The organism is Actinoplanes sp. DH11, from assembly GCF_020873875.1.
Classification (GTDB): Bacteria; Actinomycetota; Actinomycetes; order Mycobacteriales; family Micromonosporaceae; genus Actinoplanes.
In genome coordinates this window covers 1-26660 of the sequence record NZ_JAHWGU010000037.1, presented here as the reverse complement: position 1 = coordinate 26660, position 26660 = coordinate 1, and the positions used below count along the sequence as shown (strand labels likewise).

18 protein-coding genes and 1 pseudogene are annotated in these 26660 nt (G+C 72.6%); 13 read left to right on the top strand and 6 right to left on the bottom strand.

Going from position 1 to position 26660, the window contains the following annotated elements; all coding sequences use genetic code 11:
- Positions 1-10: 10 nt before the first annotated feature.
- Both LPA41_RS36055 and LPA41_RS36050 read right to left on the bottom strand, forming a co-directional pair.
- Positions 11-1168, bottom strand: a pseudogene (locus LPA41_RS36055) (APC family permease); the annotation flags it as partial.
- Positions 1169-1235: 67 nt separating this feature from the next.
- A complete protein-coding gene (locus LPA41_RS36050; RefSeq protein WP_229075743.1) occupies positions 1236-1862 on the bottom strand; it encodes a TIGR03085 family metal-binding protein in 627 nt (208 codons plus the stop codon).
- A gap of 137 nt (positions 1863-1999) precedes the next feature.
- Between LPA41_RS36050 and LPA41_RS36045 the strand changes: the two genes are divergently transcribed.
- Positions 2000-3748, top strand: coding sequence for an ABC transporter ATP-binding protein (locus tag LPA41_RS36045; protein ID WP_374238255.1), 1749 nt, complete (start codon positions 2000-2002; stop codon positions 3746-3748).
- Positions 3745-5511 (top strand): ABC transporter ATP-binding protein, encoded by a 1767-nt coding sequence (locus tag LPA41_RS36040; RefSeq protein ID WP_229075741.1) that lies wholly within the window; start codon positions 3745-3747, stop codon positions 5509-5511. Before LPA41_RS36045 ends, LPA41_RS36040 begins: the two co-directional genes overlap by 4 nt.
- 119 nt (positions 5512-5630) lie before the next feature.
- Here LPA41_RS36040 and rpsD read toward each other — a convergent pair whose 3' ends face one another.
- Positions 5631-6239 (bottom strand): 30S ribosomal protein S4, encoded by a 609-nt coding sequence (gene rpsD / locus LPA41_RS36035; RefSeq protein ID WP_229075740.1) that lies wholly within the window; start codon positions 6237-6239, stop codon positions 5631-5633.
- Between the two features lie 70 nt (positions 6240-6309).
- Between rpsD and LPA41_RS36030 the strand changes: the two genes are divergently transcribed.
- Positions 6310-7071 (top strand): DUF2470 domain-containing protein, encoded by a 762-nt coding sequence (locus tag LPA41_RS36030; RefSeq protein ID WP_229075739.1) that lies wholly within the window; start codon positions 6310-6312, stop codon positions 7069-7071.
- 198 nt (positions 7072-7269) lie between these two features.
- Here the strand turns inward: LPA41_RS36030 and LPA41_RS36025 are convergent, their stop codons facing one another.
- The gene (locus LPA41_RS36025; protein WP_229075738.1) at positions 7270-9138 is read right to left on the bottom strand and encodes a hypothetical protein; all 1869 of its coding nucleotides are present in this window, start codon (positions 9136-9138) and stop codon (positions 7270-7272) included.
- Between the two features lie 215 nt (positions 9139-9353).
- Here LPA41_RS36025 and hisI point away from each other — a divergent pair, with 215 nt between their 5' ends.
- From hisI to LPA41_RS36010, 3 genes are read left to right on the top strand one after another with little or no spacing between them, the layout of a single operon-like run.
- Positions 9354-9716 carry a phosphoribosyl-AMP cyclohydrolase gene (gene hisI / locus LPA41_RS36020; RefSeq protein WP_229075737.1) on the top strand — a complete coding sequence of 121 codons (363 nt, stop codon included), beginning with the start codon at positions 9354-9356 and terminating at the stop codon, positions 9714-9716.
- Positions 9716-11230 (top strand): anthranilate synthase component I, encoded by a 1515-nt coding sequence (locus LPA41_RS36015; RefSeq protein ID WP_229075736.1) that lies wholly within the window; start codon positions 9716-9718, stop codon positions 11228-11230. Before hisI ends, LPA41_RS36015 begins: the two co-directional genes overlap by 1 nt.
- Positions 11227-11790 (top strand): Trp biosynthesis-associated membrane protein, encoded by a 564-nt coding sequence (locus LPA41_RS36010; protein ID WP_229075735.1) that lies wholly within the window; start codon positions 11227-11229, stop codon positions 11788-11790. The genes LPA41_RS36015 and LPA41_RS36010 overlap by 4 nt, the downstream gene beginning before the upstream one ends.
- 23 nt (positions 11791-11813) lie before the next feature.
- Here LPA41_RS36010 and LPA41_RS36005 read toward each other — a convergent pair whose 3' ends face one another.
- The gene (locus LPA41_RS36005; RefSeq protein WP_229075734.1) at positions 11814-12083 is read right to left on the bottom strand and encodes a hypothetical protein; all 270 of its coding nucleotides are present in this window, start codon (positions 12081-12083) and stop codon (positions 11814-11816) included.
- A gap of 398 nt (positions 12084-12481) precedes the next feature.
- On the opposite strand from LPA41_RS36005, the gene trpC reads away from it, so the two are divergent.
- The 5 genes from trpC to LPA41_RS35980 all read left to right on the top strand — a co-directional run bounded on the left by trpC (position 12482) and on the right by LPA41_RS35980 (position 17970).
- A complete protein-coding gene (gene trpC, locus LPA41_RS36000) occupies positions 12482-13273 on the top strand; it encodes an indole-3-glycerol phosphate synthase TrpC (protein WP_229075786.1) in 792 nt (263 codons plus the stop codon).
- Positions 13270-14511, top strand: coding sequence for a tryptophan synthase subunit beta (gene trpB / locus LPA41_RS35995; protein WP_229075733.1), 1242 nt, complete (start codon positions 13270-13272; stop codon positions 14509-14511). Before trpC ends, trpB begins: the two co-directional genes overlap by 4 nt.
- Entirely contained in the window at positions 14508-15305 is a 798-nt protein-coding gene (gene trpA, locus LPA41_RS35990; protein WP_229075732.1) for a tryptophan synthase subunit alpha, read from the top strand. The genes trpB and trpA overlap by 4 nt, the downstream gene beginning before the upstream one ends.
- Before the next feature lie 84 nt (positions 15306-15389).
- On the top strand, positions 15390-16466 hold the full coding sequence (lgt, locus tag LPA41_RS35985) for a prolipoprotein diacylglyceryl transferase (RefSeq protein ID WP_229075731.1): 1077 nt from the start codon (positions 15390-15392) through the stop codon (positions 16464-16466).
- Between the two features lie 13 nt (positions 16467-16479).
- Positions 16480-17970, top strand: coding sequence for an NAD(P)/FAD-dependent oxidoreductase (locus LPA41_RS35980; RefSeq protein WP_229075730.1), 1491 nt, complete (start codon positions 16480-16482; stop codon positions 17968-17970).
- A gap of 1373 nt (positions 17971-19343) precedes the next feature.
- On the opposite strand, the gene LPA41_RS35975 is transcribed toward LPA41_RS35980, so the two are convergent.
- Positions 19344-20216, bottom strand: a complete 873-nt coding sequence (locus tag LPA41_RS35975) for a GNAT family N-acetyltransferase (RefSeq protein WP_229075729.1) — start codon at positions 20214-20216, stop codon at positions 19344-19346.
- Between the two features lie 271 nt (positions 20217-20487).
- Here LPA41_RS35975 and gltB point away from each other — a divergent pair, with 271 nt between their 5' ends.
- Positions 20488-25017: a glutamate synthase large subunit gene (gltB, locus tag LPA41_RS35970; RefSeq protein WP_229075785.1), complete on the top strand. Its 4530-nt coding sequence runs from the start codon at positions 20488-20490 to the stop codon at positions 25015-25017.
- Positions 25010-26479 carry a glutamate synthase subunit beta gene (locus tag LPA41_RS35965; protein ID WP_229075728.1) on the top strand — a complete coding sequence of 490 codons (1470 nt, stop codon included), beginning with the start codon at positions 25010-25012 and terminating at the stop codon, positions 26477-26479. Before gltB ends, LPA41_RS35965 begins: the two co-directional genes overlap by 8 nt.
- The last annotated feature ends 181 nt before the right edge of the window (positions 26480-26660 follow it).

Here is a 26660-nt window from a genome sequence, read left to right as displayed (position 1 = left end):
CGATGCCGAGACTGAGCAGAGCCGGGGCGCCGTTGAGCGCGAGCAGCGCCACCACCGCGACGAACGCCACCGCGGCCACCACCCGCGCCCGGGCGCCGGGCAGCAGCCGCACCGCGGCCGCCGTGCCGAGCACGTAGACGAGCGTGAAACAGCCGGTCACCAGCAGCGCGGCGGTGTGCAGGCCGAGCGGCAGCAGGGCGGCCACCACGCTGGCGGCCAGGATGAACGTCATCGACCGGCGCTGCCCGCCGAACACCCGGGCCGGCAGGGCGCCCTCGGCGGCCAGGGACGCGCCGAGCCGGCTGCCGCCGGCGAAGTACGCGTTCACGGCACCCAGCGTCAGCACCACGGCGACCACCGCGGTGATCGCGCGGACCGGGCCGCCCAGGCCGATCGCCAGCAGGTCGGCGAGCGGTGCCCGGCTGCCGGCCAGCGCCGGGCCGAGGGCGAGCACGCTTACCGCCGCCACGGCCAGGTAGAGCACGCCCACCACGCCGACCGCGACGAGCGTGGCCCGGGGCACGTCGCGGCGCGGGTTGCGGTACTCGGGGGAGAGCGAGGAGAGCGCCTCCCAGCCGGCGAACCCCCAGACCAGGATGGCGGCGGCCGCGCCGACCGAGGACCAGCCGTGCGGCGCGAACGGGGTCAGGTTCGCCCACCGGGCGTGCGGCAGGGCGGCGATCACGGTCACCACCAGCAGCGTGGCGAGCGCGGCGGAGAGCACCAGCTGGACCCGGCCAGAGATGCGCAGACCGAACCAGTTCATCGCGTACGCCGTCGCGACGATCGCCAGGAACGTGCCGAACTCGGTGGTCCGGCCGCCGCCGACGACATCGGCCACGTACCCGCCGGTGAACGCGGCCGCGACCGGCGCGCCGAGCGGTACCGCGAAGTAGAAGCACCAGCCGACCGCTGCCGCGATGTGCGGGCCGAACGCCATCCGGGCGTAGGTGGAGACGCCGCCGGCGTCCGGGTGCCGGGCGCCGAGCGCGGCGAAGGTCCAGGCCAGCGGTGCGGAAAGGATGATCAGGGCCAGCCAGGCGAGCAGCGAGGCGGGTCCGGCGGCCTCGGTGGCCAGCGCGGGCAGGGAGATCAGCCCGGTGCCCAGGACGGCGCCGACGGAGAGCGCGGCGCCCTGGGCCACGGACAGGCCGGTACGAGTGTGCATGGCCCGAACCTAGGCGTCGATTGGCACCGTGATCGAGCCAATTCCGCCTCGGTTGGATGGGCCGATCTCAGACCCCGAGCCGGACGGTGCGCAGCCGCTCGACGATGCCCGGGTCGCCCTCGACGGTGACCCGGGTGGCGCGCTGCCGGCCGAAGAAGAAGACCGCCAGCTCACCGGCCGGCCCGGCGATCCGCACCTGCGGGTCCGTCGCGGTGCGCACCGGCTCCAGCCCGTCCGGCGCGATCTCCGCGGTGATGCCGACGCGGCGCAACGAGGCCCGGGAGAGCAGCTTCACCGTCCGCCAGAGGTGCGCCTCGAATGCGGGTGTCAGCGGGCGCGGCTCCCAGCCCGGCCGGCCGCGGCGCACGTCCTCGTGGTGGATGAAGAATTCCAGGGTGTTGGCGAGCGGGTCGACGAGCGGGTTGGTCAGCGGGCCCCAGCCGGGCGGGTTGCGCACCTGGCCGACGAGTCGCTCGTAGGGGAGCGCGGCCCGGGCCAGGCGGACCCTCTCCGCGTACCCCGCCAGCGGCGGGATGACGATGCCCGCGGAGGCGTCCGGCCGGCGCTCCCGGACCACGAGATGTGCGGCCAGGTCACGGGTGGTCCAGCCCTCGCAGAGGGTGGGTGCGTCCGGCCCCTCGCTCAGCAGGAGATCGGAGAGGAGCGCTCGTTCCTGGCGGGCGTAGTTGGTCACCGGTCGATGGTAGTCGTTGTAACGCTGCACACAATGTAAACGGTTGCGCCGTTGGGCAGGATGGACAGGTAAGGCCGGGAGCCCCGGCGAACACTTACCAGTCGGGTAGGAAATTGAGCGGCAGAGCCAGCAATGACGTGCTGAGACGGGGACTGCGGGTGCTCGGGCACGCGATCCGCACGGAACCACGGCTCTTCGTCATCAGCTCGATCGGCAGCAGCCTCTTCGGCGGGCTGATCATCGCCAACTCGTACGTCGTCGGCTTCGTCACCGGCCACATCGTCGTGCCGGCGTTCGCCGCCGGTAGCGTGCGCACCGCCTCGCTCGCGCTGGTCGTAGCCGTCCTGGTGGGCATCAGCGCCCTGCGGGTGGCGAGCATCTTCGGCCGTCGTCTCGGCGCCGGGTACATGCAGTTCCGGCTGCAGGCCCGGTACCGGCGCGCGGTGACCCGCCGCTATCTGTCGCTGCCGCCCGCCTGGCATCAGCGGCACGCCACCGGCACGTTGCTCTCCAACGCGAACTCCGACGTCGAGGCGTCGTTCGGCCCGATCGCGCCGCTGCCGTTCGCGGTCGGCACGATCGTGATGATCTTCGGTGCGGTGGCCGCGCTCTTCCTCACCGACTGGGTGCTCGCGCTCGTCGGCGTGGCGCTCTTCCCGACGCTGTTCGCGCTGAACCTGGCCTACTCCCGGCGGATGTCGCCGCGGCAGATCCACGCGCAGCGGATGCGGGCCCAGGTCAGCGCGGTGGCGCACGAGAGCTTCGACGGCGCCCTGGTGGTCAAGACGATGGGCCGGGAGGCCGACGAATCGCGCCGGTTCGGGGTCCACGTCGACGAGTTGCGCAACGCGCTGATCTCGGTGGGCCGGCTGCGCGGCATCTTCGACCCGCTGATGGACAGCCTGCCCAGCCTCGGCACCCTCGCCGTGCTGCTGCTCGGCACCTGGCGGCTGCAGAGCGGCGCGATAGGCGTGTCCGAGCTGGTCAGCGTCGCGTTCCTGTTCACCGTGCTGGCCTTCCCGGTGCGCGCGATCGGGTGGGTGGTCGGCGAGCTGCCGCGCAGCGTGGCCGGATGGGAGCGGGTCCAGGCGGTGCTGTCGGCGGAGGGCGATCTCGAGTACGGGCAGGGCACCGTCCCCGGCGACGGCCCGGTGGAGTTGCGTTTCGAGCGGGTCGGGTACCGGTACGCCGGTGGTCCGCCCGTCCTGGACGAGGTGACCTTCACGGTCCCGGCCGGCCAGACCGTCGCCCTGGTCGGCGCGACGGGTTCGGGCAAGTCCACGATCGCCGCCCTGGCGGTCCGCCTGGTCGACCCGGAGTCCGGCCACGTCGCGCTGGACGGCATGAAGCTGCCCGACCTCTCCGGCGCGGCCCTGGCCGGCACGACCGCGGTGGTGCCGCAGATCCCGTTCGTCTTCGACGACACGGTGCGCGGCAACATCGCGCTCGATCGCCCGGGGATCGGCGACGACGAGGTACGCCGCGCGCTGCGGCTCGCCCAGGCGGAGAAGTTCGTCGGCGAGCTGCCGGCCGGGCTGGACACCGAGGTCGGCGAGCGTGGCACCTCCCTCTCCGGCGGGCAGCGGCAGCGGCTCACCCTGGCCCGGGCGCTGGCCGGCCGGCCCCGGCTGCTGGTGCTCGACGACGCCACCAGCGCGGTGGACCCGCGCGTGGAGGCCGCCATCCTGGGCGCGCTGCGCCAACGGGACGCGGGCACCTCGATCCTGGTCGTCGCGTACCGGCGGGCCACCATCGCGCTCGCCGACCAGGTGGTCTACCTGCATCAGGGCCGGGTCGTGGCGACCGGCACCCACACCGAGCTGATGGCCTCGCACCCCGGGTACCGGGACCTGGTCACCGCGTACGAGAAGGCGGAGAACCGATGAGCGGCAGCGAGGGCGCCCTCGCGACGGTCCGGCGTGGACTGGCCCTGTCGCCCGAGTTGCGCACCGGGCTCGCCGGCACGATCGGCCTGGCACTCCTGCAGATGGGCGGCCGGGTCGCGGTGCCGATCGCCGTGCAGCAGGGCATCGACCGCGGCGTCAACGCGCCCGGCGGGCCGAACCCCGGCATCGTGCTCACGGTGGTCCTGCTGACCCTGCTGGCGCTGGTGGTCTCCACCCTCTGCGGGTACCTGATGACCCGGCGGCTGTTCACGGTCAGCGAGACGGCGCTCGGCGCACTGCGGTCCCGGACCTTCCGGCACATCCACGACCTGTCGATGCTGCACCAGCAGTCCGAGCGGCGCGGCTCGATGGTGTCCCGGGTGACGAGCGACGTCGACCAGATCTCCCAGTTCCTGCAGACCGGCGGCATCCAGCTGCTGCTCGCCAGCGGCCAGCTGATCGTCTCGACCGTGGTGATGGCGGTCTACTCCTGGCAGCTCACCGTCGTGGTGCTGCTCGCCTTCGGCCCGGCGGTCGCGGTGATCCGGCTCTTCCAGAAGCGGCTGGCCGCCGTCTACGGCAGCGTCCGGGAGCGCACCGGCGTGATGCTCGGCGCGGTCGCGGAGAGCGTGGTCGGCGCGACGGTGATCCGGTCGTACGGGGTCGCCGGCCGCACCGGGCAGCGCCTGGACGTGGCGATCGACGACCTGCGGATGGCGCAGCAGAAGGCCCTGCGGACCAGTGTGACGAGCTTCTCCAGCGGCGAGATCGGTGCCGGGCTCGCGCTGGCCGGTGTGGTCGTGGTGGGCACCCTGATCGGGGTGGACGGCGGCCTGACCGTGGGGCAGCTGACCGCCTTCCTGTTCCTGGTGACGCTCTTCATCCAGCCGGTGCAGATCGCCACCGACATGCTGAACGAGGCGCAGAACGCGGTCGCCGGCTGGCGCCGGATCCTGGACGTGCTGGATGTCGAGCCGGACGTGGCCGACCCCGACGACCGGGGGGTGGAACTGCCCGCCGGACCGCTGTCGGTGCGCTTCGACCACGTGTCGTTCCGGTACTCCGACGCCGGCCCGGTCGTGCTGCACGACGTGGACCTGGAGATCCCGGCGCGGACGAAGGTGGCGGTGGTCGGCGAGACCGGCAGCGGCAAGACGACGTTCGCGAAGCTGCTCACCCGGCTGATGGACCCGGCCGAGGGCGCGGTGCTGCTGGGCGGCACGCCGCTCCCGGCGGTCCGGTTCTCGTCGCTGCGCTCGCGGGTGGTGATGGTGCCGCAGGACGGCTTCCTGTTCGACGCGACGGTGGCGGAGAACATCCGCTTCGCCGAGCCCGGACTCACCGACGAGCAGTTGCGGGCGGCGTTCGTGGAGCTGGGGCTCGACGACTGGCTGGCCGGGCTCCCGCAGGGCCTGGAAACCCCGGTGGGCGAGCGCGGCGAGGCGCTCAGCGTGGGGGAGCGGCAGCTGGTGGCGCTGGTCCGGGCGTACGTGGCCGACCCGGACCTGCTGGTGCTGGACGAGGCGACGAGTGCCGTGGACCCGGCCACCGAGGTGCGCCTGCAGCACGCGCTCGACCTGGTGACCCGCGGCCGGACCACGGTGGCGATCGCGCACCGGCTGTCCACCGCGCAGGCCGCGGACGAGGTACTGGTGGTGGATGCGGGCCGCGTCGTGCAACGCGGCCCGCACGCCCGCCTCGTCGCCGAGGATGGTTCGATCTACGCCAAGCTCTACGCCAGCTGGTTGGAACAGACGCGCTGACCGGCAGAGACGTGCGCCGGTGAGATGTGCGCGTCGCCCGCCGCGGCTGCTTCCCCCATCGGGGCGAGAAGCAGCCGCGGCGAGAAACCCGCCATCTCAGCGATTCATGAGCCCCGTCATCAACGGGCGTAGTACTCCACGACCAGCTGCTCGTCGCAGAGGACCGGAACCTCGGAGCGCTGCGGCGCCCGGACCACGGTGGTACGCAGCTCCTCGAGAACCGTCGACAGGTACGGCGCGGTCGGCCCGTCGATGTGGGTGCCGGTCGCGGCGATCTGGAACGGCGGCTTCGACCGGCTCGTCTCCTTGACCTCGATGACCTGACCCGGCTTCAGCTTGTAGCCGGGGCGGTCCACCTTCTTGCCGTCCACGGTGAAGTGACCGTGCACGACGAGCTGGCGGGCCTGGTAGATGGTCCGGGTGAAGCCGGCGCGGAAGACTGTCGCGTCCAGGCGGCGCTCGAGCAGCGTGACCATCGTCTCGCCGGTCTTGCCCTCGGCCTTGTGGGCGGCGTCGTACGCGGCCCGCATCTGGACCTCGCTGATGTTGTACTGGTGGCGAAGCCGCTGCTTCTCCAGGAGCCGGACCTGGTAGTCCGACGCCTTCCGACGTCCCCGGCCGTGCACGCCCGGCGGGAACGGACGGCGCTCGAAGTACTTGACGCACTTACGCGTCAGGGGGATGCCGAGGGCTCGCGAGAGCTTCGCCTTGGGTCGAGAGTTGTTCAACAGAGATCTCCTGTTACGGTAAGCCTTGCCTAACTTAGGTAAGCCTAACCGGTGCCCGGAGGTGCTCGTCATGCAACCCAGTCCCGCCGAGATCGCGCGTACGCTCGCCGCCGGTCACCTGCCCGCCGTCGCCCACATCGCATGCCGTCCCGGACCCCTTCCGGTCCGGCACGTCACCGATGCTCAGGGACGCGTACTACTGCTGGCGCCCAGCGAGGGTACCCTCGCCGCCGCGCTACGGCCACAGGACGGCAACGACGACACCGCCCTGGTCCTCGACATCCGCGACGTGCCGCCGATGGCCGGCTCGCCGTCGCTGGGCCGGGTCTGGGTGTCCGGCTGGGCATCCCGGCTGACCGGCGACGATGCCCGCGCCGCGGCCCTCGACTACGCCGACACCGACGCCTGCGGCGACCTGCTCGACATCGGCGGGAGCCAGGCGCTCCACCGGATGGACGTGGCCGAGGTCCGCTTCGAACGTAACGAGAATCTCGTCGAGATCGACCCCGACGACTACGCCGAGGCCACCCCGGACCCGCTGCGCGCCGTCGAGTTCGACCTGATCGCCGACCTGGCCGACCACCACGTCGACGAGATGAGCGACTACGTGAAACGGCAGCTCGGCCCGGCCGCCCGGCCCGGCGACGAGCCCCGGGTGGTGCGGATGGACAGGTACGGCTTCCTCGTCCGGATGGGCAAGAACCGCAGCGCCCGGCTGGCCTTCCCGCGCCCGGTCACCGACCGGCACGACCTGGCCCACCTGCTGCACCCGATCCTCTGCCGGCGCTGCACCACCGCGGACGCCGGCGCGGCGGGCCACCCGGCCGCCTGAGCACCCGGTGCTCCCCTGAGCGGGTGGGATCCCGCAGCCCCCTTCTGCCGCCGTCGGGCTGCGGGATCCCACCTTCGTGCTCTGCCGGCCGGTGCCGCGGCCGGCAGAGCACACCACACCACGGACGACGACGGGCGACACCCCTGGGGTGCCGCCCGTCGTCGTTGTCACACCTTCCTCACCCCGACCCCGCGCTTCTTACAGCGACAGGATCCGGTCCAGGAACTCCCGGTAACCGCGCATCGCCATCCGCATGCTCTCAGTGTCCGGCGTGTCCGTGCCGCGCAGCGGGTCCAGGTCGTCCCGCTCCGCCAGCAGCACCTCGGTCAGCTCGTTCACCGCGTCGGTGAGCAGGTCGTGCGCGCGGGTGAGCGCGGTGACCGGGTCGTCGACGAACTCCGCCTTCACCTCGTGCCACGCCGCCCGGAAGTGCCGGGCCGCGTCCTCGTCCCAGACGGTGCGGCCGGCCTCGGCCGCACCGGCGACCGCGAGCTCGTCCGCGGCGGGCCGGCGGCCGGTGGCCCGGCGGATCGGCTCCACGTCCTCCAGGCTGGCCGAGCGTCGCGCCCCGCCCGGCTCCTCGTCGTGCCCGCCGCGGCGCGTGCCGCCCACGGCCAGACCGGTCACGCCGGACTCCGGGAACGCGAAGGCCGGGAACTCGGCCGGCGGCGGTGTCACCGAACCGGCGGCCGGTCCGGCCGGGGTCACCGACGCCACGCCGAACGCCTCACCGGCACGGCCCAGGCTGTAACCGCTCGCGCCGAACCCGAACCCGCCGTCGGCGGTGGCCGGGGCGCTGTTCTCGGCGGGCCGGTCGACGGCCAGGTCCGGCGGGGTACGCGTGGCCGGGATCTGCACCGTCGGGAACTGGATCGCGGCGGCCGTCGCGCTGGACACCGGCGCGCCCGAGGTCGGGCTCGCGTCGGCGGGCTGCTGCTCCGGCGCCTGCGGTGCCTGCTGTTGTGCCTGCTGCGGCTCCTGCGCCTCGGTGAGCGGCGCGCCGGAGACCGGCTCGAGCGGTGGGTGGTCCGGCGTGAAGCCCGCCACCGGCGGGTAGGCGCCGGGTCCGAACCCGGGCGAGACCGGCACGCCGGAGATCGGACCGGCAGCCGGGCTGCCGGAGGTCGGGATGACCGGGTGCGTCGCACTCGGCACGGCGGCCCAGCCCGCGGCGGCGCGCGGGGAGTCGGCCGGCGCCTCCTCGGCGGTGTCGCCCGCCGCCGGAACGGTCGTGCCGTCCGGGCCCGACGCCTCGCCGGTCTGGGCGTAACCGGGCGCCCCTGCCCGTCCGTTCATGTCCTCACGTCCGTTCTCGTCGCTGGGCCCCGCCCCGTCGGCGGCGTCCTGGTCGGCGTCCGCCGGCGTCTCCGCCGCGGGATCGTCCGCCGGTGTCGCGCCGGCCGACTCGTCGTCGACCGGGTCTCCTGCTTCTTCGGCGACTAGAGAGTCGCCGGGTTCGGCGACATCCGCAACCGGAGCGGCCTCCGGTTCCGGAACGGGTTCCGGCTGCGGCGCCGGCTCGCCCGGGGTCTCCGGGCGGTGCTGTTCGGCACCGCCGCGACCGCCGAACAGGAAGCGTCCGGTGCCGCCGAGGCGAAATCCGCCGAAGGTGCCGTCCCTGCTCGGGGACGTGTCACCGGCCTCCGGCTCCGAGGACTTTACGTCCTGGACCGGCCCGGACCGATCGTCCGTCAGGCCTGAGTGATCAGGATCGCCGTGCCGGTCACCGGCGGGTGGGGCGACGGCCGGGCGGCCGGCGGCGGGCTGGCGCGGGCCCGATGAGCCGGATCGCCGGCCCGCCCGGGTCAGGCCGAACGGATCGGCGGCGGGTGCCGGCGGCCGGGGTCCGGCGGCGGGTGCCGCCGGCCGGGGGGCCGCGGGCCGGACCCCGAAGCCGGTCAGCAGGTCGGCCGGCGTCGCGGGCGGATCGGCCGGGCGGCGGGAGGTGATCTCGTCCCCGCCGGCGGACGGGTACGCCGCCGGGCTCCCCGTCTCCGGGCGCACCTGCCAGAACCGCGCGAGGCCGGGTGCCGGCCGGGTGTTGTCGGGGCTGGACGTCGGCTCCATCTCGGATTCACCACTCCCGTTGCGAATGCGCGCCCACCGGGGCCGTGGCGAAATGGTGCGGACACGACCAGGACGGTGGGCGCCGGGCATCTGGGCACGTACCGCGCTCCGGCGACGGTACCGCTCCGCAAGGCCCAGCACACCCCTGGTTACCGGATCGTGGGCCCCCCGCGGGTCGTTACCGGTCGCGCGGGCGATGGGGGAGAATCCAGTCCGTGCCCGTACCCGAAGCAGAGACGTCTCTCGACCCGGCGATCGCCGCCCGGCTCAAGCGCAACCCCGACGGACTGGTCGCCGCCATCGTGCAGGAGCACGGCACCGGCGACGTCCTGATGCTCGCCTGGATGGACGACGAGGCGCTGCGCCGCACCCTGGCCACCGGCCGCGCCACCTACTGGTCCCGCAGCCGCGGGGAGTACTGGGTGAAGGGCGCCACCTCCGGCCATCACCAGCAGGTCAAGAGCGTGTCGCTGGACTGCGACGGCGACGCGCTGCTGCTGACCGTGGTGCAGACCGGCGCGGCCTGCCACACCGGCACGCACACCTGCTTCACCGACGACCTCGCCGTGGAGGGCTGATGACCAGCGGAGTGGTGGTTCCGGACGAGAGCGGTTTCCTCGCCGAGTCGCGGCGGCACCGGGTGGTGCCGGTCACCCGCAAACTCCTCGCCGACGGGGAGACCCCGGTCGGGGTCTACACGAAACTGGCCGGTGGGCCGGGCACCTTCCTGCTCGAATCGGCCGAGCAGGGCGTCGCCTGGTCGCGCTACTCCTTCATCGGGGTCCGCAGCGCCGCGACGCTCGTCGAGAAGGACGGGCAGGCCGCCTGGCTGGGAACGCCGCCGGAGGGCGTACCGCTGGGTGGTGATCCGGTGGTGGCCCTGCGGGAGACGGTGGCCGCGCTGACCGGCGGCGCGCAACCCAAGGCGGACCTTCCGCCGCTCACCGGTGGCATGGTCGGCTACCTCAGCTACGACCTGGTCCGCCGGTTCGAGCGGATCCCGGCCACCGCGGCCGACGACGTGCCCCTGCCGGAACTCGGCATGATGCTCGCCACCGACCTCGTGGTCCTCGACCACCACGAGGGCTCGGCGCTGCTGGTGGCGAACGCGGTGCTCGCCGGCGACGCCGACGACACCGCCCGGCTGGCCGCCTACCACCAGGCGGTCGGCCGGCTGGACGCGATGACCACCGCACTGTCCCGGCCCACCCCGCCGATGGTCTCCACGGTGGACCGCCGGCCGCCCGGTGAGCCGGTCAGCCGGACCCTGCCGGGGGAGTACCAGAAGGCGGTGGAGACGGCCAAGGAGGCGATCCGGGCCGGTGAGTGCTTCCAGATCGTGGTGGCGCAGCGCTTCGAGCGGCCGACCGACGCGAACGCGCTCGACGTCTACCGGGTGCTGCGGGCCACCAACCCGAGTCCATACATGTACCTGCTCCGCTTCGACGACTTCGACATCGTCGGCTCGTCGCCGGAGGCCCACCTGAAGGTCAGCGCGAACCGGACGGCCCTGCTGCACCCGATCGCCGGTACCCGCTGGCGCGGCGCCACGCCCGAGCAGGACGCCGCGCTCGCCGCCGAACTGCTCGCCGACCCGAAGGAACGCGCCGAGCACGTGATGCTCGTCGACCTGGGCCGCAACGATCTGGGCCGGGTGTGCGAACCGGGCACCGTCGAGGTGCCGGAGTTCGCGCGCATCGAGCGCTACAGCCACGTCATGCACATCGTGTCCACGGTGGTCGGCCGGCTGCGTGCCGACCGGACCGCGTTCGACGCGCTCGCCGCGACGTTCCCGGCGGGCACCCTCTCCGGCGCGCCGAAGGTCCGGGCCATGGAGATCATCGAGGAGTTGGAGCCGACCCGGCGCGGCCTCTACGGCGGCACGGTCGGCTACTTCGGGTTCGCCGGCGACATGGACATGGCGATCGCGATCCGGACCGCGCTGCTCAAGGACGGTGTCGCCTACGTCGGGGCGGGCGCGGGCATCGTGGCCGACTCCGACCCCGCCGCCGAGGAGCAGGAAACCCGCAACAAGGCGGCCGCGGTGCTCGCCGCGATCGCCGCCGCCGAGACGCTGCGCGCCGCCCGATGAGCCGGCGCACCCACCTCACCTCGATCGCGGCCTGCCTGGCCGGGGCCGGGCTCACCCTCTACGCCGTGACGCGGGTCTGGTCGATCCAGGTGGAGCAGCGGACCGGCCTCTCCGACCTGCGCACCGAGCAGACCGGCGCCGAGTCCCAGCCGTGGCTGATCGGTCTCGCGCTCGTCGCCCTCGCCGGGACCGGCGCGCTGCTCGCCACCCGCGGCCGGGTGCGGCGCGGGCTGGGTGTGCTGCTCACGCTGATCGGCGCGGGCATCGTCGTGGGCGGGTTGCTGGCGCGCGTCACGCTCGACGCGGGCGAGGCCGGCGCCGCGGCGGTCATCTGGCCGGTGGCCTGCGTGCTGGGCGGCGCGGCGGTGGCGGCGGGCGGCGTGCTCGCCGCGCGGCACGGCCATCTCTGGTCGGCCATGTCGGCACGGTACGAGCGGAGCACCGTCCCGTCCGCCCCACCGGCGACGACCGGCACGCGGGAACCGGGTGAGACCGGACCGGCCGACAACCGGTCGCTCTGGGACGCCCTGGACCGGGGCGACGACCCGACGGCCCGCTGATTCACCCGTACAGGGCATTTCCCTCAGCGCGCGGCGGCCAGCGCCTTCGGCCGGGCGCGGTGCCGCGGGCTCGCCTTGACCATCGCGGCGACGGCCCGGCTGGTTTCGGCCCGGGCCTGTGCGCGGGCCCGGTCGGCCTGGATCGCCGCCCAGGCGTTGTCCCGGGCGGTCGGCACGTTGGCCGGGCCGACGACGGCGCGCTGCACCTCGGTGACCACGTCGGCGGCGAGCGCGACGAGGGCCCGGGAGACGGTGACGAAACCGATCGGCTGGGTGGGAGAGGCAGTGGCCATGAGGTCGACTCCGCAATTCATCGTCCGGCTGGCGGCAGGTGAGTGCCGGGACAAGTCTGCCCGACAGTCATGATGGGGGAGTCCTATTTCCGCACCGTGACGAGAGGGTCAACGCGCCGTGGTATCGACCGTTCGGGGGAAGGGCCCCAGCACAGCGGCCCGGAGGGCGGCCGGTCGATGTGAGCGACGTGACACTCGCCCCGGGCAGCCTGGCATTATGCCCCAGACCAATCCGTGAGGCGCGCCATACCCCGGGAGCCCGGGGACGGCCGCTACCTCCTAGCATCGGGCCGAAGACACCCGGAGAGGGGAGTCATTACGTGACATCCGATCAGGCGGAAGCGGGCAGTGGCGGCCCCGCGCAGCGCGGAGCGGCTCCGCAGAACGTTCTCGAGGAAATCCTCGCCGGTGTGCGTGAGGACGTAGCGGCACGCCAGGAGCGCACGCCGCTGGAGAAGGTGCGTGAACTCGCGGCGGCGGCGCCACCGGCGATCGACGCGTACGCGGCCCTGCGCAAGCCCGGTGTGGCGGTGATCGCCGAGGTCAAGCGGTCGTCGCCGTCCAAGGGCGCGCTGGCCGACATCCCGGACCCGGCCGAGCTGGCCGGGGAGTACGCGGCCGGCGGCGCACGCTGCATCAGCGTGCTCACCGAGGGCCGGTGGTTCGGCGGCTCGCTGGACGACCTCGTCGCGGTGCGCAGGTCGGTGAAGATCCCGGTCCTGCGCAAGGACTTCGTGGTCTCCAGCTACCAGGTGCACGAGGCCCGGGCGCACGGCGCCGACCTGGTGCTCCTGATCGTCGCCGCCCTCGAGCAGAACGTGCTCGTCGGCCTCCTGGAGCGCATCGAGTCGCTGGGCATGACCGCCCTCGTCGAGGTGCACAACGAGGAGGAGGCGGACCGGGCGCTGGAGGCGAACGCGAAGGTCATCGGGGTCAACGCCCGCGACCTGCGCACGCTCGAGGTGGACCGGTCGGTCTTCGAGCGCATCGCGCCCGGCCTGCCGAACAACGTGGTCAAGATCGCCGAGTCCGGCGTGCGCGGCCCGCACGACCTGATCCGGTACGCGTCCGCGGGCGCCGACGCGGTCCTGGTCGGCGAGGGCCTGGTCACCCAGAAGTCGCCGCGTGACGCGGTCGCCGAACTGGTCAACGCGGGCAACCACCCGGCGACGCCGCGGCCGGTCCGATGACCGCCCCCTCGCTGCCGGACCTGGCCGGGCACTTCGGTCCGTACGGCGGCCGGTTCGTCCCGGAAGCGCTGATCAAGGCGCTGGACGAGCTGGACGCGGCGTACCGGTCGGCGAAGGCCGACCCGGAGTTCCAGGCCGAATTCCAGGACCTGCTGCTGAACTACGCCGGCGTGCCGTCGCTGCTCTACCGGGCGAAACGGCTCTCCGCCGAGCTGGGCGCGGAAATCCTGCTCAAGCGGGAGGACCTGAACCACACCGGCGCGCACAAGGTGCGCAACGTGCTCGGTCAGGCGCTGCTCGCGAAGCGGATGGGCAAGGGCCGGGTGATCGCCGAGACCGGTGCCGGCCAGCACGGCGTCGCGAGCGCCACCGCGGCCGCGCTGCTCGACCTCGAGTGCGTGGTCTACATGGGCGCGACGGACACCGAGCGGCAGGCGCTGAACGTGGCGCGGATGCGGATGCTCGGCGCCACCGTGATCCCGGTGACGAACGGTTCGCAGACCCTCAAGGACGCGCTCAACGAGGCGCTGCGCGACTGGGTCACCACCGTCGACACCACGCACTACCTGCTGGGCACGGCGGCCGGGCCGCACCCGTTCCCGGAGCTGGTCCGCGACTTCGTCGGCGGCATCGGCGTCGAGGCCCGGGCGCAGTGCCTGGAGCAGCTCGGCCGGCTGCCGGACGCGGTCGCCGCGTGCGTCGGTGGCGGCTCCAACGCGATCGGCATCTTCCACGCGTTCGTGCCAGACACCAAGGTCCGGCTGTACGGCTTCGAGGCCGGCGGCGACGGCGTGGAGACCGGCCGGCACGCGGCGTCGATCACCGGTGGTTCGGTGGGCGTGCTGCACGGCAACCGCACCTACCTGCTGCAGAACGAGGACGGCCAGACCATCGAGTCGCACTCGATCTCGGCGGGCCTGGACTACCCGGGCGTCGGGCCGGAGCACGCCTGGCTGCACGACAGCGGCCGGGCGACGTACGAGCCGGTCACCGACGCCGAGGCGATGGCGGCGTTCCAGCTGCTCTGCCGCACCGAGGGGATCATCCCGGCGATCGAGAGCTCGCACGCCCTGGCCGGCGTCGCGAAGATCGCGCCGCGGCTCCGCGAGGAACTCGGCCGGACCCCGACCATCGTGGTCAACCTGTCCGGTCGCGGCGACAAGGACGTGCACACGGCCGGCGCCTATTTCGGCATCCTCGACCCGGTCGAGACGGTCGTCCCCGGGGAGAACACGTGAGCATCGCGTCCACCTTCGCCACCGCGAAGGCCGAGAACCGGGCGGTGCTGGTCGGCTGCATGCCGGCCGGCTTCCCGACGGTCGACGACAGCATCGAGCAGATGATCGAGATGCACCGGTCCGGGTGCGACGTCATCGAGGTCGAGCTGCCGTACTCGGACCCGGTCATGGACGGCCCGGTCATCCAGAAGGCGAGCGACATCGCGCTCGCCGGCGGCGTCCGCACCCGGGACACCCTGAAGATCATCGACGCGGTCTCGTCGGCCGGCGCCACCGTCGTGCTGATGACCTACTGGAACCCGATCGAGAAGTACGGTGTCGACGCGTTCGCCCGTGACCTCGCGTCGGCCGGTGCCACCGGGCTGATCACGCCGGACCTGATCCCGGACGAGGCGGGCGAGTGGATCGCCGCCTCCGACCAGCACAAGATCGACCGTACGTTCCTGGTCGCGCCCTCCTCGACCGACGCTCGACTCGCGATGACCGTGGCCAACTGCCGGGGCTTCGTCTACGCCACCGCGCTGATGGGCGTCACCGGCGCCCGTACGTCGGTGTCCTCGCAGGCGCCGGAACTGGTGGCCCGGGTGCGCGCCGCCGACCCGGAGATGCCGGTCGGTGTCGGCCTCGGCGTCGGCAACGGCAAGCAGGCCGCCGAGGTGGCCGCGTTCGCGGACGGGGTGATCGTCGGCAGCGCGCTCATCCGGTGCGTGCTGGACGCCCCGGACCGGGCCACGGGGCTGGACCGGCTCCGGTCGCTCAGCGCCGAACTGGCCGACGGCGTCCGTACCCGCTGATCCTGCCCGGGCAGGGCTTCTTTATGGAAATGGGGCCCTGCCCGGCGCTCACGCCGGGCCCGCGCGGCGGTAGCGTGTGCACCCGTGAACATCGCCGCCATCCCCAGTCCGACGACGTCCGTGTGGCACCTCGGGCCGTTCCCGATCCGGGCCTACGCGCTCTGCATCATCGCCGGCATGGTCGTCGCCGCGCTCCTGATGGAGAAGCGCCTGCGTCACCGGGGTGTGGCGCCGTGGGTCTCGCTCGACATGGTGGTGTGGGCGGTGCCGTTCGGCATCGTCGGCGCCCGGATCTACCACGTGATCACGTCGCCGCAGGACTACTTCGGAGCCGGCGGTGAGCCGATCCGGGCCCTCTACATCTGGGAGGGCGGCCTCGGCATCTGGGGCGCGGTGATCGGCGGTGCCCTCGGCGCCTGGATCGCGGCCCGCCAGATCGGGCTGCCGCTCAGCGTCTTCGCCGACGCGCTCGCCCCGGCGCTGCCCGTCGCGCAGGCGATCGGCCGGCTCGGCAACTGGTTCAACAACGAGCTGTACGGCAAGGTCACCACGCTGCCCTGGGGCCTCGAGATCCACGAGATGGACTCGGCCAACCCCGGCCACGCCACCATGATCGACGGCGAGCCGGTGACGAAGCCCGAGCTCTACCACCCGACGTTCCTCTACGAGCTGCTCTGGAACCTCGGCGTCGCCGGATTCGTCTGGCTGCTGGACAAGAAGTTCAAGTTCGGCCGGGGGCGGGCTTTCGCGCTCTACGTGATGGCGTACACGGCCGGTCGCGTCTGGATCGAGATGCTGCGCACCGACGAGGCCAACACCTTCTTCGGCGTACGCCTCAACGTCTTCACCTCGATCATCATCTTCCTGGCCGCGGCGGTCTACTTCGCCGTGGTGCGTGGCCCCCGGGAGTACGTGGTGCCGATCGACGCGCCCGAGACCGCCCCGGCGCCGGACTCCTCCTCGGCCGCCATCTCCTCCTCGGCCGGTGATGTGTCGCAGGTCGACGTCTCGGCCGCCGGACCCCCCGCCGCCGCGCCGCCGCCGGCCGCCTACCAGGTGGTCAGCGAGGAACGGTTCCGGGAATACCAGCGGACCGGTGTGCTGCCACCCGCGACCGGCGACCCCGTCGCCGTGGCACCGGCCGCCTCCGACGACAACTGATCCCGGGCCCGGCATGCGAACGGCCGTGGTGGTGGGCGCGGGCATGTCCGGGCTCGCCGCCGCCGGCGCCCTGTCCCGTGCCGGCTGGCACGTCACCGTCCTGGAACGCTCCGAACGGGTGGCGCCGCCACCCACAGCCGTCGTGCTCTGGCCCAACGGGCAGCGGGCGCTGGCCGCCCTCGACCCGGACGGCGGCTGGTCGGCGATCGCGTCACCCCTGCCCGACGGCGGGGTGCGCCGGCCCGACGGGCAGTGGCTCGTCGCACCCCGGGCCCGCGCCGGCACCGGCCCCGCGCCGGCCGCCGTGCACCTGGAAGACCTGTACGACGCCCTGATCGCCGGCCTCGGCGACCGGGTCGAGATCCGCACCGGCTTCGACGTGACGACCGTGCTCACCGGCCCGGCCCGGCGGCCCGCCGCCGGCGACGGCACCACCCTGATCGAGGCCGACCTGCTGGTCGGCGCCGACGGGATCGACAGCCGGGTCCGCGCGACGCTGGCACCGGAGTCCATCGCCCAGGGCGCCGGCCTGGCCGCCTGGCAGGCCGTGATCCCCGCCTTCCGGGTCCCGGACCTGCCCACCCGCTCCGTCCCACGGGCCACGCCCGGACCTCGGCGTGGGGCTGGCGACGTCGTGCCCGGGTCTCGGCGCGGGGCCGGCGACGTCGTGCCCGGGTCTCGGCGCGGGGCTGGCGACGTCGTGCCCGGGTCTCGGCGTGGGGCTGGCGACGTCGTGCCCGGGTCTCGGCGTGGGGCTGATGACGTTGTGTCTGGCCCCCGCCGCGGGGCCGACTTCGCTGCGGTCGCGCCACGTGCGGGCTGGGGCGGTGCTTTCTCCGGGTCCAGGTCCGGGTCCGTGGCCAGGTCCGGGGCCGAGTCCGGAGCCGGGTTCGTCGGCGGGGAGACCCTGGGTTCCGGCTACCGCTTCGTCGCCGTGCCCCTCGGCGAGCACGCGGCAGGCCGGGGCGGCGTCTACTGGGTGGCCACCGCCGCCGGCGCACCCCGGCCCGAATCGCCGGACACCCAGCTGGCGCTGCTGCGCCGATGGTTCGCGGGCTGGCACGAACCGGTCGGTGCCCTGCTGGCCGCGACCCGCCCCGAAGACCTGGTTCCGCAGGGCGTCCGGGAGTTGCGCCCCCTGCCCCGGGCCTACGGGTACCGTTCCGGCCCCGGCGGTGTGGTCCTGATCGGCGACGCCGCCCACGCCATGCCGCACCACCTCGGTCAGGGCGCCTGCCTGGCGTTCGAGGACGCGGCCACGCTGCGCACCCTGATGGCCGACATCCCCGCGGGCGACGGCCTGGGCGAGGCCGTGGAAACCTACAGCCGCCTGCGCCGCCCCCGCACCACGACGGTGGTCCGCGAGAACCGCCGGATGTCCGCTGTCGTGCAGGCCCGAGGCCGGCTGGCGCTGCGCGCCCGCGATGCGGCACTGAGCCACATGCGGCCACGTTTCCTGGGCCGGACCTTGGACCCGGTCACCGACTGGGCCCCACCGGAGTAGCCGGCCCCGGCCCGGAGTGGATCCCAGCTCGGTTCGCCCGCCCCCGCGCCGCTGGGCTCGCCCTCCGGTTTGGCCCGGTCCCCGCCTGCTTCTCCGGCCCGCGCCGCCCCGGCTCGCCCCCGCCCGGCTCGGCTCGCCCTCCGGTTTTGGCCCGGCCCCGCTTGCCCTCCGGCCCGCGCCGCCCCGGCACGGCACGGCTCGACCGGGCGAGGTGGGCCGGTCAGCTACGGTGCGGCCGGTGCTGGCAGGGGCGTCGGGTTGATGTCTCGGCTCAGCGGCAAGCGGGTCGGCCGACCGTGGTGCTGATCGAGGCGACGAGGTGGTCGACGTCCACGGGTCCGGTCGTTTTCACCCTCAGCGTTGATCCGACCCGCAGCGGCTCCGCTCGGGCCGACCATCGCGGCCACCACTCCTCGAGTCTGCGGCCGGATCGGCGGTGGTCCGCGAGCGCGGCGTGCGAGAGGGGACACGCCCCCTCGCCGGAGGCCCCGCGCCCTTGTCGCCGTCCAGCCGATGCCGCCCGCGCATGAGACCAGGCCCAGGCTGGTGCCGGACAGCGGGGCTGCCCGGGTTTTCGCGTCCTGGCCCGGTGGTGCTGGGCAGCGGGCTGCCCGGGTTTTCGCGTCCTGGCCCGGTGGTGCTGGGCAGCGGGCTGCCCGGGTTTTCGCGTCCTGGCCCGGTGGTGCTGGGCAGCGGGCTGCCCGGGTCTTCGCGCCCTGGCCCGGTGGTGGTGGACAGCGGGGCCGCCCGGGTCTTCGCGCCCTGGCCCCGGTGGTGCCGGCTGCGCCGTCCCTGGCGAGATGTTGATCTGCTAGCGCTACGAAATCGCGGTTTTGACCCCATGATCACAGCGATTTCGTAGCGCTAGCAGATCAACAACGCCGCGTGGACCGGGCGCAGTCGATCGCGGCTACCTGCTCGGGGACCTCGACGGAGACGAAGGCAAGGAGCACTGCGCCACACTCGTCTGCCTTGCCGGCCGCCACCGACTGGACATTCTGCGCAACATGCTCCGCCCACAGACGTTCTACCAGCGCAGACCGGCGGGAGAGCCGCTACTGCGCAGACCGGCGGGAGAGCCGCTACCGCGCGGGCCGGCGGGAGAGCCGCTACCGCGCGGGCCGGCAGGAGAGCCGCCACCGCGAGAGCCGGCAGAAGGAGCGCCTACCGCCCGAGGACCTACCGTGCAGGACCGCAGGGCCCCCGGGGCCGCAAGATCAGAGTTTGGGAACGAGGTTCACTCGTCCGGTGGGGACGGGTCGGTGGGCTGTAATCGCTGACAACACCGTGGCGCGTAAGGGCCGACCTGCGACTCAACCCTTACGCCGTACCATAATCTGGGAAGTGTGAGCGAGTCGCGGAGGCCTGGAAGATCACAGTGGGGCGGCCGCCGGTGAGGCGATGCAGGCCGTGCCGGCCCGGCGGAAGCCGACGCGGGTGTAGAGGCGCGCCACGTCGTCGTCGCCAGCGGCGAGGAAGATCAGGTTGACGCCGAGGGTCAGCAGGCGGCCGGCGAGGGTGGCGGTGAGCTGGGAGGCGTAGCCGCGGTTGCGCGCCGAGGGCAGCGTGGCCACCCCGACGATCTCGGCGACCTCGCCCACCCGCTGGCTGGTCGCCGCAGCCAGGATGCCCTCGGTGGGCGACTCGGCCACGACGGTGACGTAGTCGCCGCTCGCGAACATGTCCCGGGCCTGCCGAACCGCCTCCTCGGTCAGCGCCGGCGCCGCGTCCCGCTCGGCCGGGCCGGCGGCTTCGATGACGAGCGTGTTCTCGCTGATCTCCAGGGCTGTGCGGTGGGCGGGGGCGCCGAAGCCGAGGCGGGCGACGGCGCGTGCGGCGCGCAGGTCGGCGGCGAAGCTGGGTGCGGCCGGGTCGAGGTAGCGGAGCTTGGCGTCGCGCAGCGGCAGGTCGGGCACGAGCGCCGCCGGGTCCAGCACGAGCAGGGGTGCTTGCAGCACGTCGAGGCCTGCGGAGGGGGCCACCGCGAGCAGGTCGGGGGTTGTCTCGTGCACCCACTCGAAGGCTTCCGGGAGGCCTAGCTCACGCTGCCGCTGCCGGGTGTCGACGAGGTCCGCGGCGGAGGGGGTGTGCGAACCCGGGCGCGGCCGTGCATAGTAGGGCCAGCCCTCTCCCTCGCGGATGAAGAGAGTCAGTGAGCCGATCTCTTCGGTCCGCGCCCAGGGGCGGGGCAAAGCGTCGTAGAACCGTTCGAGTCGGTCGAAGAGGCCGGAATCCACTGGCGCCATCGCGCGAGACTACCGGTCGATGCACCGGCTGTGCTATTCAGTTCCTTCCGCACTTCGGATGCGAGCACGTGAGCGAGCACTCGATGTGACACTCGATGTGAGCACGTGATGCGCGCACTTCCGAGGCGAGGTGTGATCAATCCGCATCTGGCGGAGATCAGTGTCTCTTAACGTAGACTCAAGAGACTTTGCAGGGCCGACGTCGTCCCGACCTCGAAACGAAACACCAGTGACGACAGGAGGCCCGGTGGCATATCCGCACCCCCAGGGGATGTACGACCCGGCATACGAGCGAGACGCCTGCGGTGTGGCCTTTGTTGCCGACATTCACGGACGTCGTTCCCATGACGTGGTCGCCAAGGGCCTTTCGGCGCTGATCCGCCTGGACCACCGGGGCGCCCGCGGCGCCGAGCAGAACACCGGCGACGGCGCCGGCATCATGATCCAGGTTCCGGACGCGTTCTACCGCGCGGTCGCCGGCTTCGAGCTGCCACCGGCCGGTGCGTACGCCGCCGGTCTGGTGTTCCTGCCGGCCGACCCCGACGACGCGGCCCGGGCCATCAAGATCTTCGAGAAGTACGTGCTCGTCGAGGGCGGCGAGGTGCTCGGCTGGCGTGACGTGCCGGTGGACCCGTCCGACCTGGGCGCCACCGCCGAGGACGCGCGCCCGGCGATCCGGCAGGTCTTCCTGGCCGCGAGCCGCCTCACCGGTTCGCCCGCCGGCCGGGCCGGCGAGCAGCTCTCCGGCATCGAGCTGGACCGGGTGGCGTTCTGCATCCGCAAGCAGGCCGAGCGGGAGACGTCGCAGCGTGGCATCGCGCTGTACTTCCCGTCGCTCTCCTCGCGGACCGTGACCTACAAGGGCATGCTCACGCCGGAGCAGCTCCCGGAGTTCTTCCCGGACCTGACCGACGAGCGGGTGGACAGCGCGATCGCGCTCGTGCACTCCCGGTTCTCGACGAACACGTTCCCCTCGTGGCCGCTGGCGCACCCGTACCGGTTGATCGCGCACAACGGTGAGATCAACACGATCCGCGGCAACAAGAACTGGATGGCCGCCCGCGAGGCGCTGCTCTCCTCGCCGAACCTGCCCGGCAACATCAAGCGGCTCTTCCCGATCAACTCGCCGGAGGCGTCCGACTCGGCGAGCTTCGACGAGGTCCTGGAGCTCCTGCACCTGGCCGGCCGCAGCCTGCCGCACTCGGTGCTGATGATGATCCCGGAGGCGTGGGAGAACGACCCGGACATGGATCCGGCGCGCCGCGCGTTCTACCGGTTCCACGCGAGCCTGATGGAGCCGTGGGACGGCCCGGCCGCCGTGGCGTTCACCGACGGCACCGTCATCGGCGCCGTGCTGGACCGCAACGGCCTGCGCCCGGGCCGCTGGTGGCACACCGCCGACGGTCTCGTGGTGCTCGGTTCCGAGGCCGGCGTGATCGACTTCGAGCCGGGTCAGGTGGTGGCGAAGGGCCGCCTCCAGCCGGGCAAGATGTTCCTGGTCGACACCGAGGCCGGCCGGATCGTGCACGACGCCGAGATCAAGGCGGAGCTGGCCGCCGCCGAGCCGTACGCGGACTGGCTGCACGCCGGCCTGATCGAGCTCGGTGACCTGCCCGCCCGCAAGCACGTGATCTACACGCACGACTCGGTGACCCGCCGCCAGCAGGTGTTCGGCTACAGCGAGGAAGAACTCAAGATCCTGGTGGCGCCGATGGCGCGGACCGGTGCGGAGCCGCTCGGCTCGATGGGCACGGACACCCCCATCTCGCCGCTCTCCACCCGGCCGCGGCTGCTGTTCGACTACTTCCACCAGCTGTTCGCGCAGGTCACGAACCCGCCGCTGGACGCCATCCGGGAGGAGCTGGTCACCAGCCTCTCGATGACGATCGGCCCGGAGGCGAACCTGCTCGACCCCGGTCCGGCGAGCTGCCGTCAGGTCGTGCTGCCCTACCCGGTGATCGACAACGACGAGCTGGCCAAGCTGCTCTCCATCGACGAGGACGGCGATCTCCCCGGTTTCAAGGCGGTCCGGGTCTCCGGGCTCTACCCGCTGCGGGACGGCGCCGCCGGCATCAAGGCCCGTCTCACCCAGATCTGCCGGCACGTGTCGGAGGCGATCGAGGACGGCGTACGCATCCTCGTGCTCTCCGACCGCGACTCCAACGCCGACCTGGCGCCGATCCCGTCGCTGCTGCTCACCGCGGCCGTGCACCAGCACCTGGTCCGGGAGCAGACGCGCACCCAGGTGGCGCTGGTGGTGGAGTCCGGTGACTGCCGCGAGGTGCACCACGTCGCCACGCTCATCGGTTTCGGTGCGGCGGCGGTCAACCCGTACCTCGCCTTCGAGAGCGTCGACGACCTGATCGCCACCGGCACGCTGGCCGGGATCGACCCGCGCACGGCGGTCCGCAACTACGTCAAGGCGCTCGGCAAGGGCGTCCTGAAGATCATGTCGAAGATGGGCATCTCGACCGTCTCGTCGTACTGCGGCGCGCAGGTCTTCGAGGCCGTCGGCCTGGAGAACAAGCTGCTCCAGCGCTACTTCGCGGGCACCTCGGGCCGGATCGGCGGTGTCGGCCTGGCCGGCATCCACGCCGAGGTCAAGGCGCGCCACGAGAAGGCGTACCCGGCGAACCCGGCCGAGCGGGCGCACCGGCGTCTCGAGGTCGGCGGCGAGTACCAGTGGCGCCGCGAGGGCGAGATCCACCTGTTCAACCCGGAGACCGTCTTCCTGTTGCAGCACGCGACGCGGTCCAAGCAGTACGACGTCTTCCGCAAGTACACCCAGAAGGTGGACCAGCTGTCGGCCGACGCCGGTCACCTGCGGGGTCTGTTCCGGTTCAAGCCGGACCGGACGCCCATCCCGGTGGACGAGGTCGAGCCGGCCAGCGAGATCGTCAAGCGGTTCGCCACCGGCGCGATGAGCTACGGCTCGATCTCCGCGGAGTCGCACGAGACCCTGGCCATCGCGATGAACCGCCTCGGCGGCAAGTCGAACACCGGTGAGGGCGGCGAGGACGTCGAGCGGCTGTACGACCCGGAGCGCCGTTCCGCGGTCAAGCAGATCGCGTCCGGCCGGTTCGGCGTGACAAGCGAATACCTGGTCAACGCGGACGACCTGCAGATCAAGATGGCGCAGGGCGCGAAGCCCGGTGAGGGCGGCCAGCTGCCCGGCAACAAGGTGTGGCCGTGGGTCGCCAAGACCCGGCACGCCACCCCGGGTGTCGGCCTGATCTCGCCGCCGCCGCACCACGACATCTACTCCATCGAGGACCTGGCCCAGCTGGTCCACGACCTCAAGATGGTCAACCCGGCGTCCCGAGTGCACGTCAAGCTGGTCTCCGAGATCGGTGTCGGTACCGTCGCGGCGGGTGTCGCGAAGCTGAAGGCCGACGTCATCCTGATCTCCGGCCACGACGGCGGCACCGGCGCGTCCCCGCTGAACTCGCTCAAGCACGCCGGCACCCCGTGGGAGCTGGGCCTGGCCGAGGCGCAGCAGACGCTGCTGCTGAACCGGCTGCGCGACCGTGTCACCGTGCAGGTCGACGGCCAGCTCAAGACCGGCCGGGACGTGGTGATCGCGGCGCTGCTGGGCGCCGAGGAGTTCGGTTTCGCGACGGCTCCGCTGATCGTCTCCGGCTGCATCATGATGCGGGTCTGCCACCTGGACACCTGCCCGGTCGGCATCGCCACGCAGAACCCGGTGCTGCGCGAGCGCTACACCGGCAAGCCGGAGTTCGTGGAGAACTTCTTCATGTTCCTCGCCGAGGAGGTCCGGGAGATCCTGGCCGAGCTCGGTTTCCGCAGCATCGACGAGGCGATCGGCCAGGCCGAGGTGCTCGACGTGGCCCAGGCGGTCGACCACTGGAAGGCCAAGGGCCTCGACCTGGCGCCGGTGCTCTACGTGCCGGAGCTGCCCGAGGGCGCGTCCCGCCGCGGCGTGGTCGCCCAGGACCACGGCCTGGAGAAGGCGCTGGACAACGAGCTGATCGCGCTGGCCCAGCCGGCTCTGATCAAGGGCACGCCGGTCCGCGCCGAGGTGTCGGCCCGCAACGACCAGCGCAGCATCGGCGCGATGCTGGGCGGCGAGGTCAGCCGGCGGTACGGCGGCAACGGCCTGCCCGACGACACCATCTCGTTCACCCTGCGCGGCACCGGCGGCCAGTCGTTCGGCGCCTTCCTGCCGCGCGGCGTGACGCTGCGGCTGATCGGTGACACGAACGACTACGTGGCGAAGGGCCTCTCCGGTGGCCGGGTGATCGTCCGGCCGGCCGAGGACGCCCCGTTCGTGGCCGAGGAGAACACCATCGCGGGCAACACCATCCTGTACGGGGCCACCGGCGGCGAGTTGTTCCTCCGCGGCCGGGTCGGCGAGCGGTTCGCGGTGCGCAACTCCGGTGGCGCCGCGGTCGTCGAGGGCGTCGGTGACCACGGTTGCGAATACATGACCGGTGGTGTGGTGGTGGTGCTCGGCGCGACCGGGCGCAACTTCGCGGCCGGCATGAGCGGCGGCAAGGCGTTCGTCCTGGACCTGAACCAGTCGCTCGTCAACCCCGAGCTGGTGGATCTCGCACCGCTCAACGACGAGGAGCGCGACGTGCTGCGCTCGCTCGTCGAGAAGCACCACGCCGAGACCGACTCCGCGGTCGCCGGCCGGCTGCTCAAGGACTGGCCGGTCGCGGTGGAGCGGTTCACCGCGGTGGTGCCGCGCGACTACAAGCGCGTGATGGAACTGATCAGGACCGCCGAAGCCGCCGGTCGCAACGTGGACGAGGCGGTCATGGGGGTTACCAGTGCCTGATCCGAACGGTTTCCTCCGCTACGAGCGGCAGCTCCCGAAGCGGCGTCCGGTCCCGATCCGGTTGATGGACTGGAAAGAGGTGTACCCGCCGGCCGGCGAGGAGCTCATCCGGGACCAGGCGACGCGGTGCATGGACTGCGGCATCCCGTTCTGCCACGACGGCTGCCCGCTGGGCAACCGGATCCCGGACTGGAACGACCTGGTCCGTACCGGTGGGTGGGAGTCGGCCGTCGAGTCGCTGCACGCGACGAACAACTTCCCGGAGTTCACCGGCCGGCTCTGCCCGGCGCCGTGCGAGGCGGCCTGCGTGCTGGGCATCGCCGACGACCCGGTGACGATCAAGCAGGTCGAGGTGGAGATCGCCAACTACGCCTTCGGGCGCGGCCTGGTGCCGCAGCCGGCGCCGACGGCGTCCGGCAAGTCGGTCGCGGTGGTCGGTTCCGGCCCGGCGGGCCTGGCGGCCGCGCAGCAGCTGGCGCGGGCCGGGCACGCGGTCACGGTCTACGAGCGCGACGATCGCATCGGCGGTCTGCTGCGGTACGGGATCCCGGACTTCAAGATCGAGAAGCACGTCATCGACACCCGGCTCGAGCAGATGGCCGCCGAGGGCGTGGTGTTCCAGACCGGCGTCGACGTGGGCACCGACATCACCGCCGACGACCTGCGGGAACGGTACGACGCGGTGCTGCTGGCCGCGGGCGCGCTGTCCGGCCGGGACACCCCGGAGACCCCGGGCCGCCACCTCAACGGCGTGCACCTCGCGATGGAGCACCTGGTCCCGGCGAACCGGATGGTCGCCGGCCTGCAGGACTCGACGCCGATCGACGCCAAGGGCAAGCACGTGATCATCATCGGCGGCGGTGACACCGGCGCCGACTGCCTCGGTGTCGCGCACCGCCAGGGTGCGGCCTCGGTGACCCAGCTCGACCAGTACCCGCTGCCGCCGGACATCCGCACCGGCGTCAAGGACCCGTGGCCGACCTGGCCGATGATCCTGCGCAACTACGCGGCCCACGAGGAGGGCGGCGAGCGCGTCTTCGGCGTGGCCGTGCAGGAGTTCGTCGGTGACGAGAACGGCGACCTGGTCGCGATCCGGCTCGCCGAGGTGCAGGTGCAGCGGATCGACGGGGTCCGTACCGTCACCGCCGTGCCCGGCTCGGAGCGCGAGCTCCGCGCCGACCTGGTGCTGCTCGCCATCGGTTTCGAGGGCACCGAGGACCAGCCGCTGCTGAAGCAGTTCGGCCTGACCCGCAACCGGCGCAACGTGCTGGACGCGGACCTGAACTGGCAGACCGGCGCCGACGGTGTCTTCGTCGCGGGCGACATGCACAAGGGCGCGTCCCTGATCGTCTGGGCGATCGCCGAGGGCCGGGCCGCCGCGTCGGCGATCCACGACTATCTGGGTGCGGCCGGGGAACTGCCGGCTCCGGTGCGTTCGGATTCGCAACCGCTGTCCGTCTGAATTGGTGTCCGCCGGAACGGCCTGTCGCTTTTGCGGCGGGCCGTTCCGCGTTTCGGCGGATTCCAGGGGTCGTTGCAACACAGGTTGATTAACTGGTTTCGGCCAGGAGTTTAGCGAAGCGCTCGGCTGGGGTGTCCCAGCCGAGCGTTTTGCGTGGGCGGCCGTTGAGTTCGACCGCGAC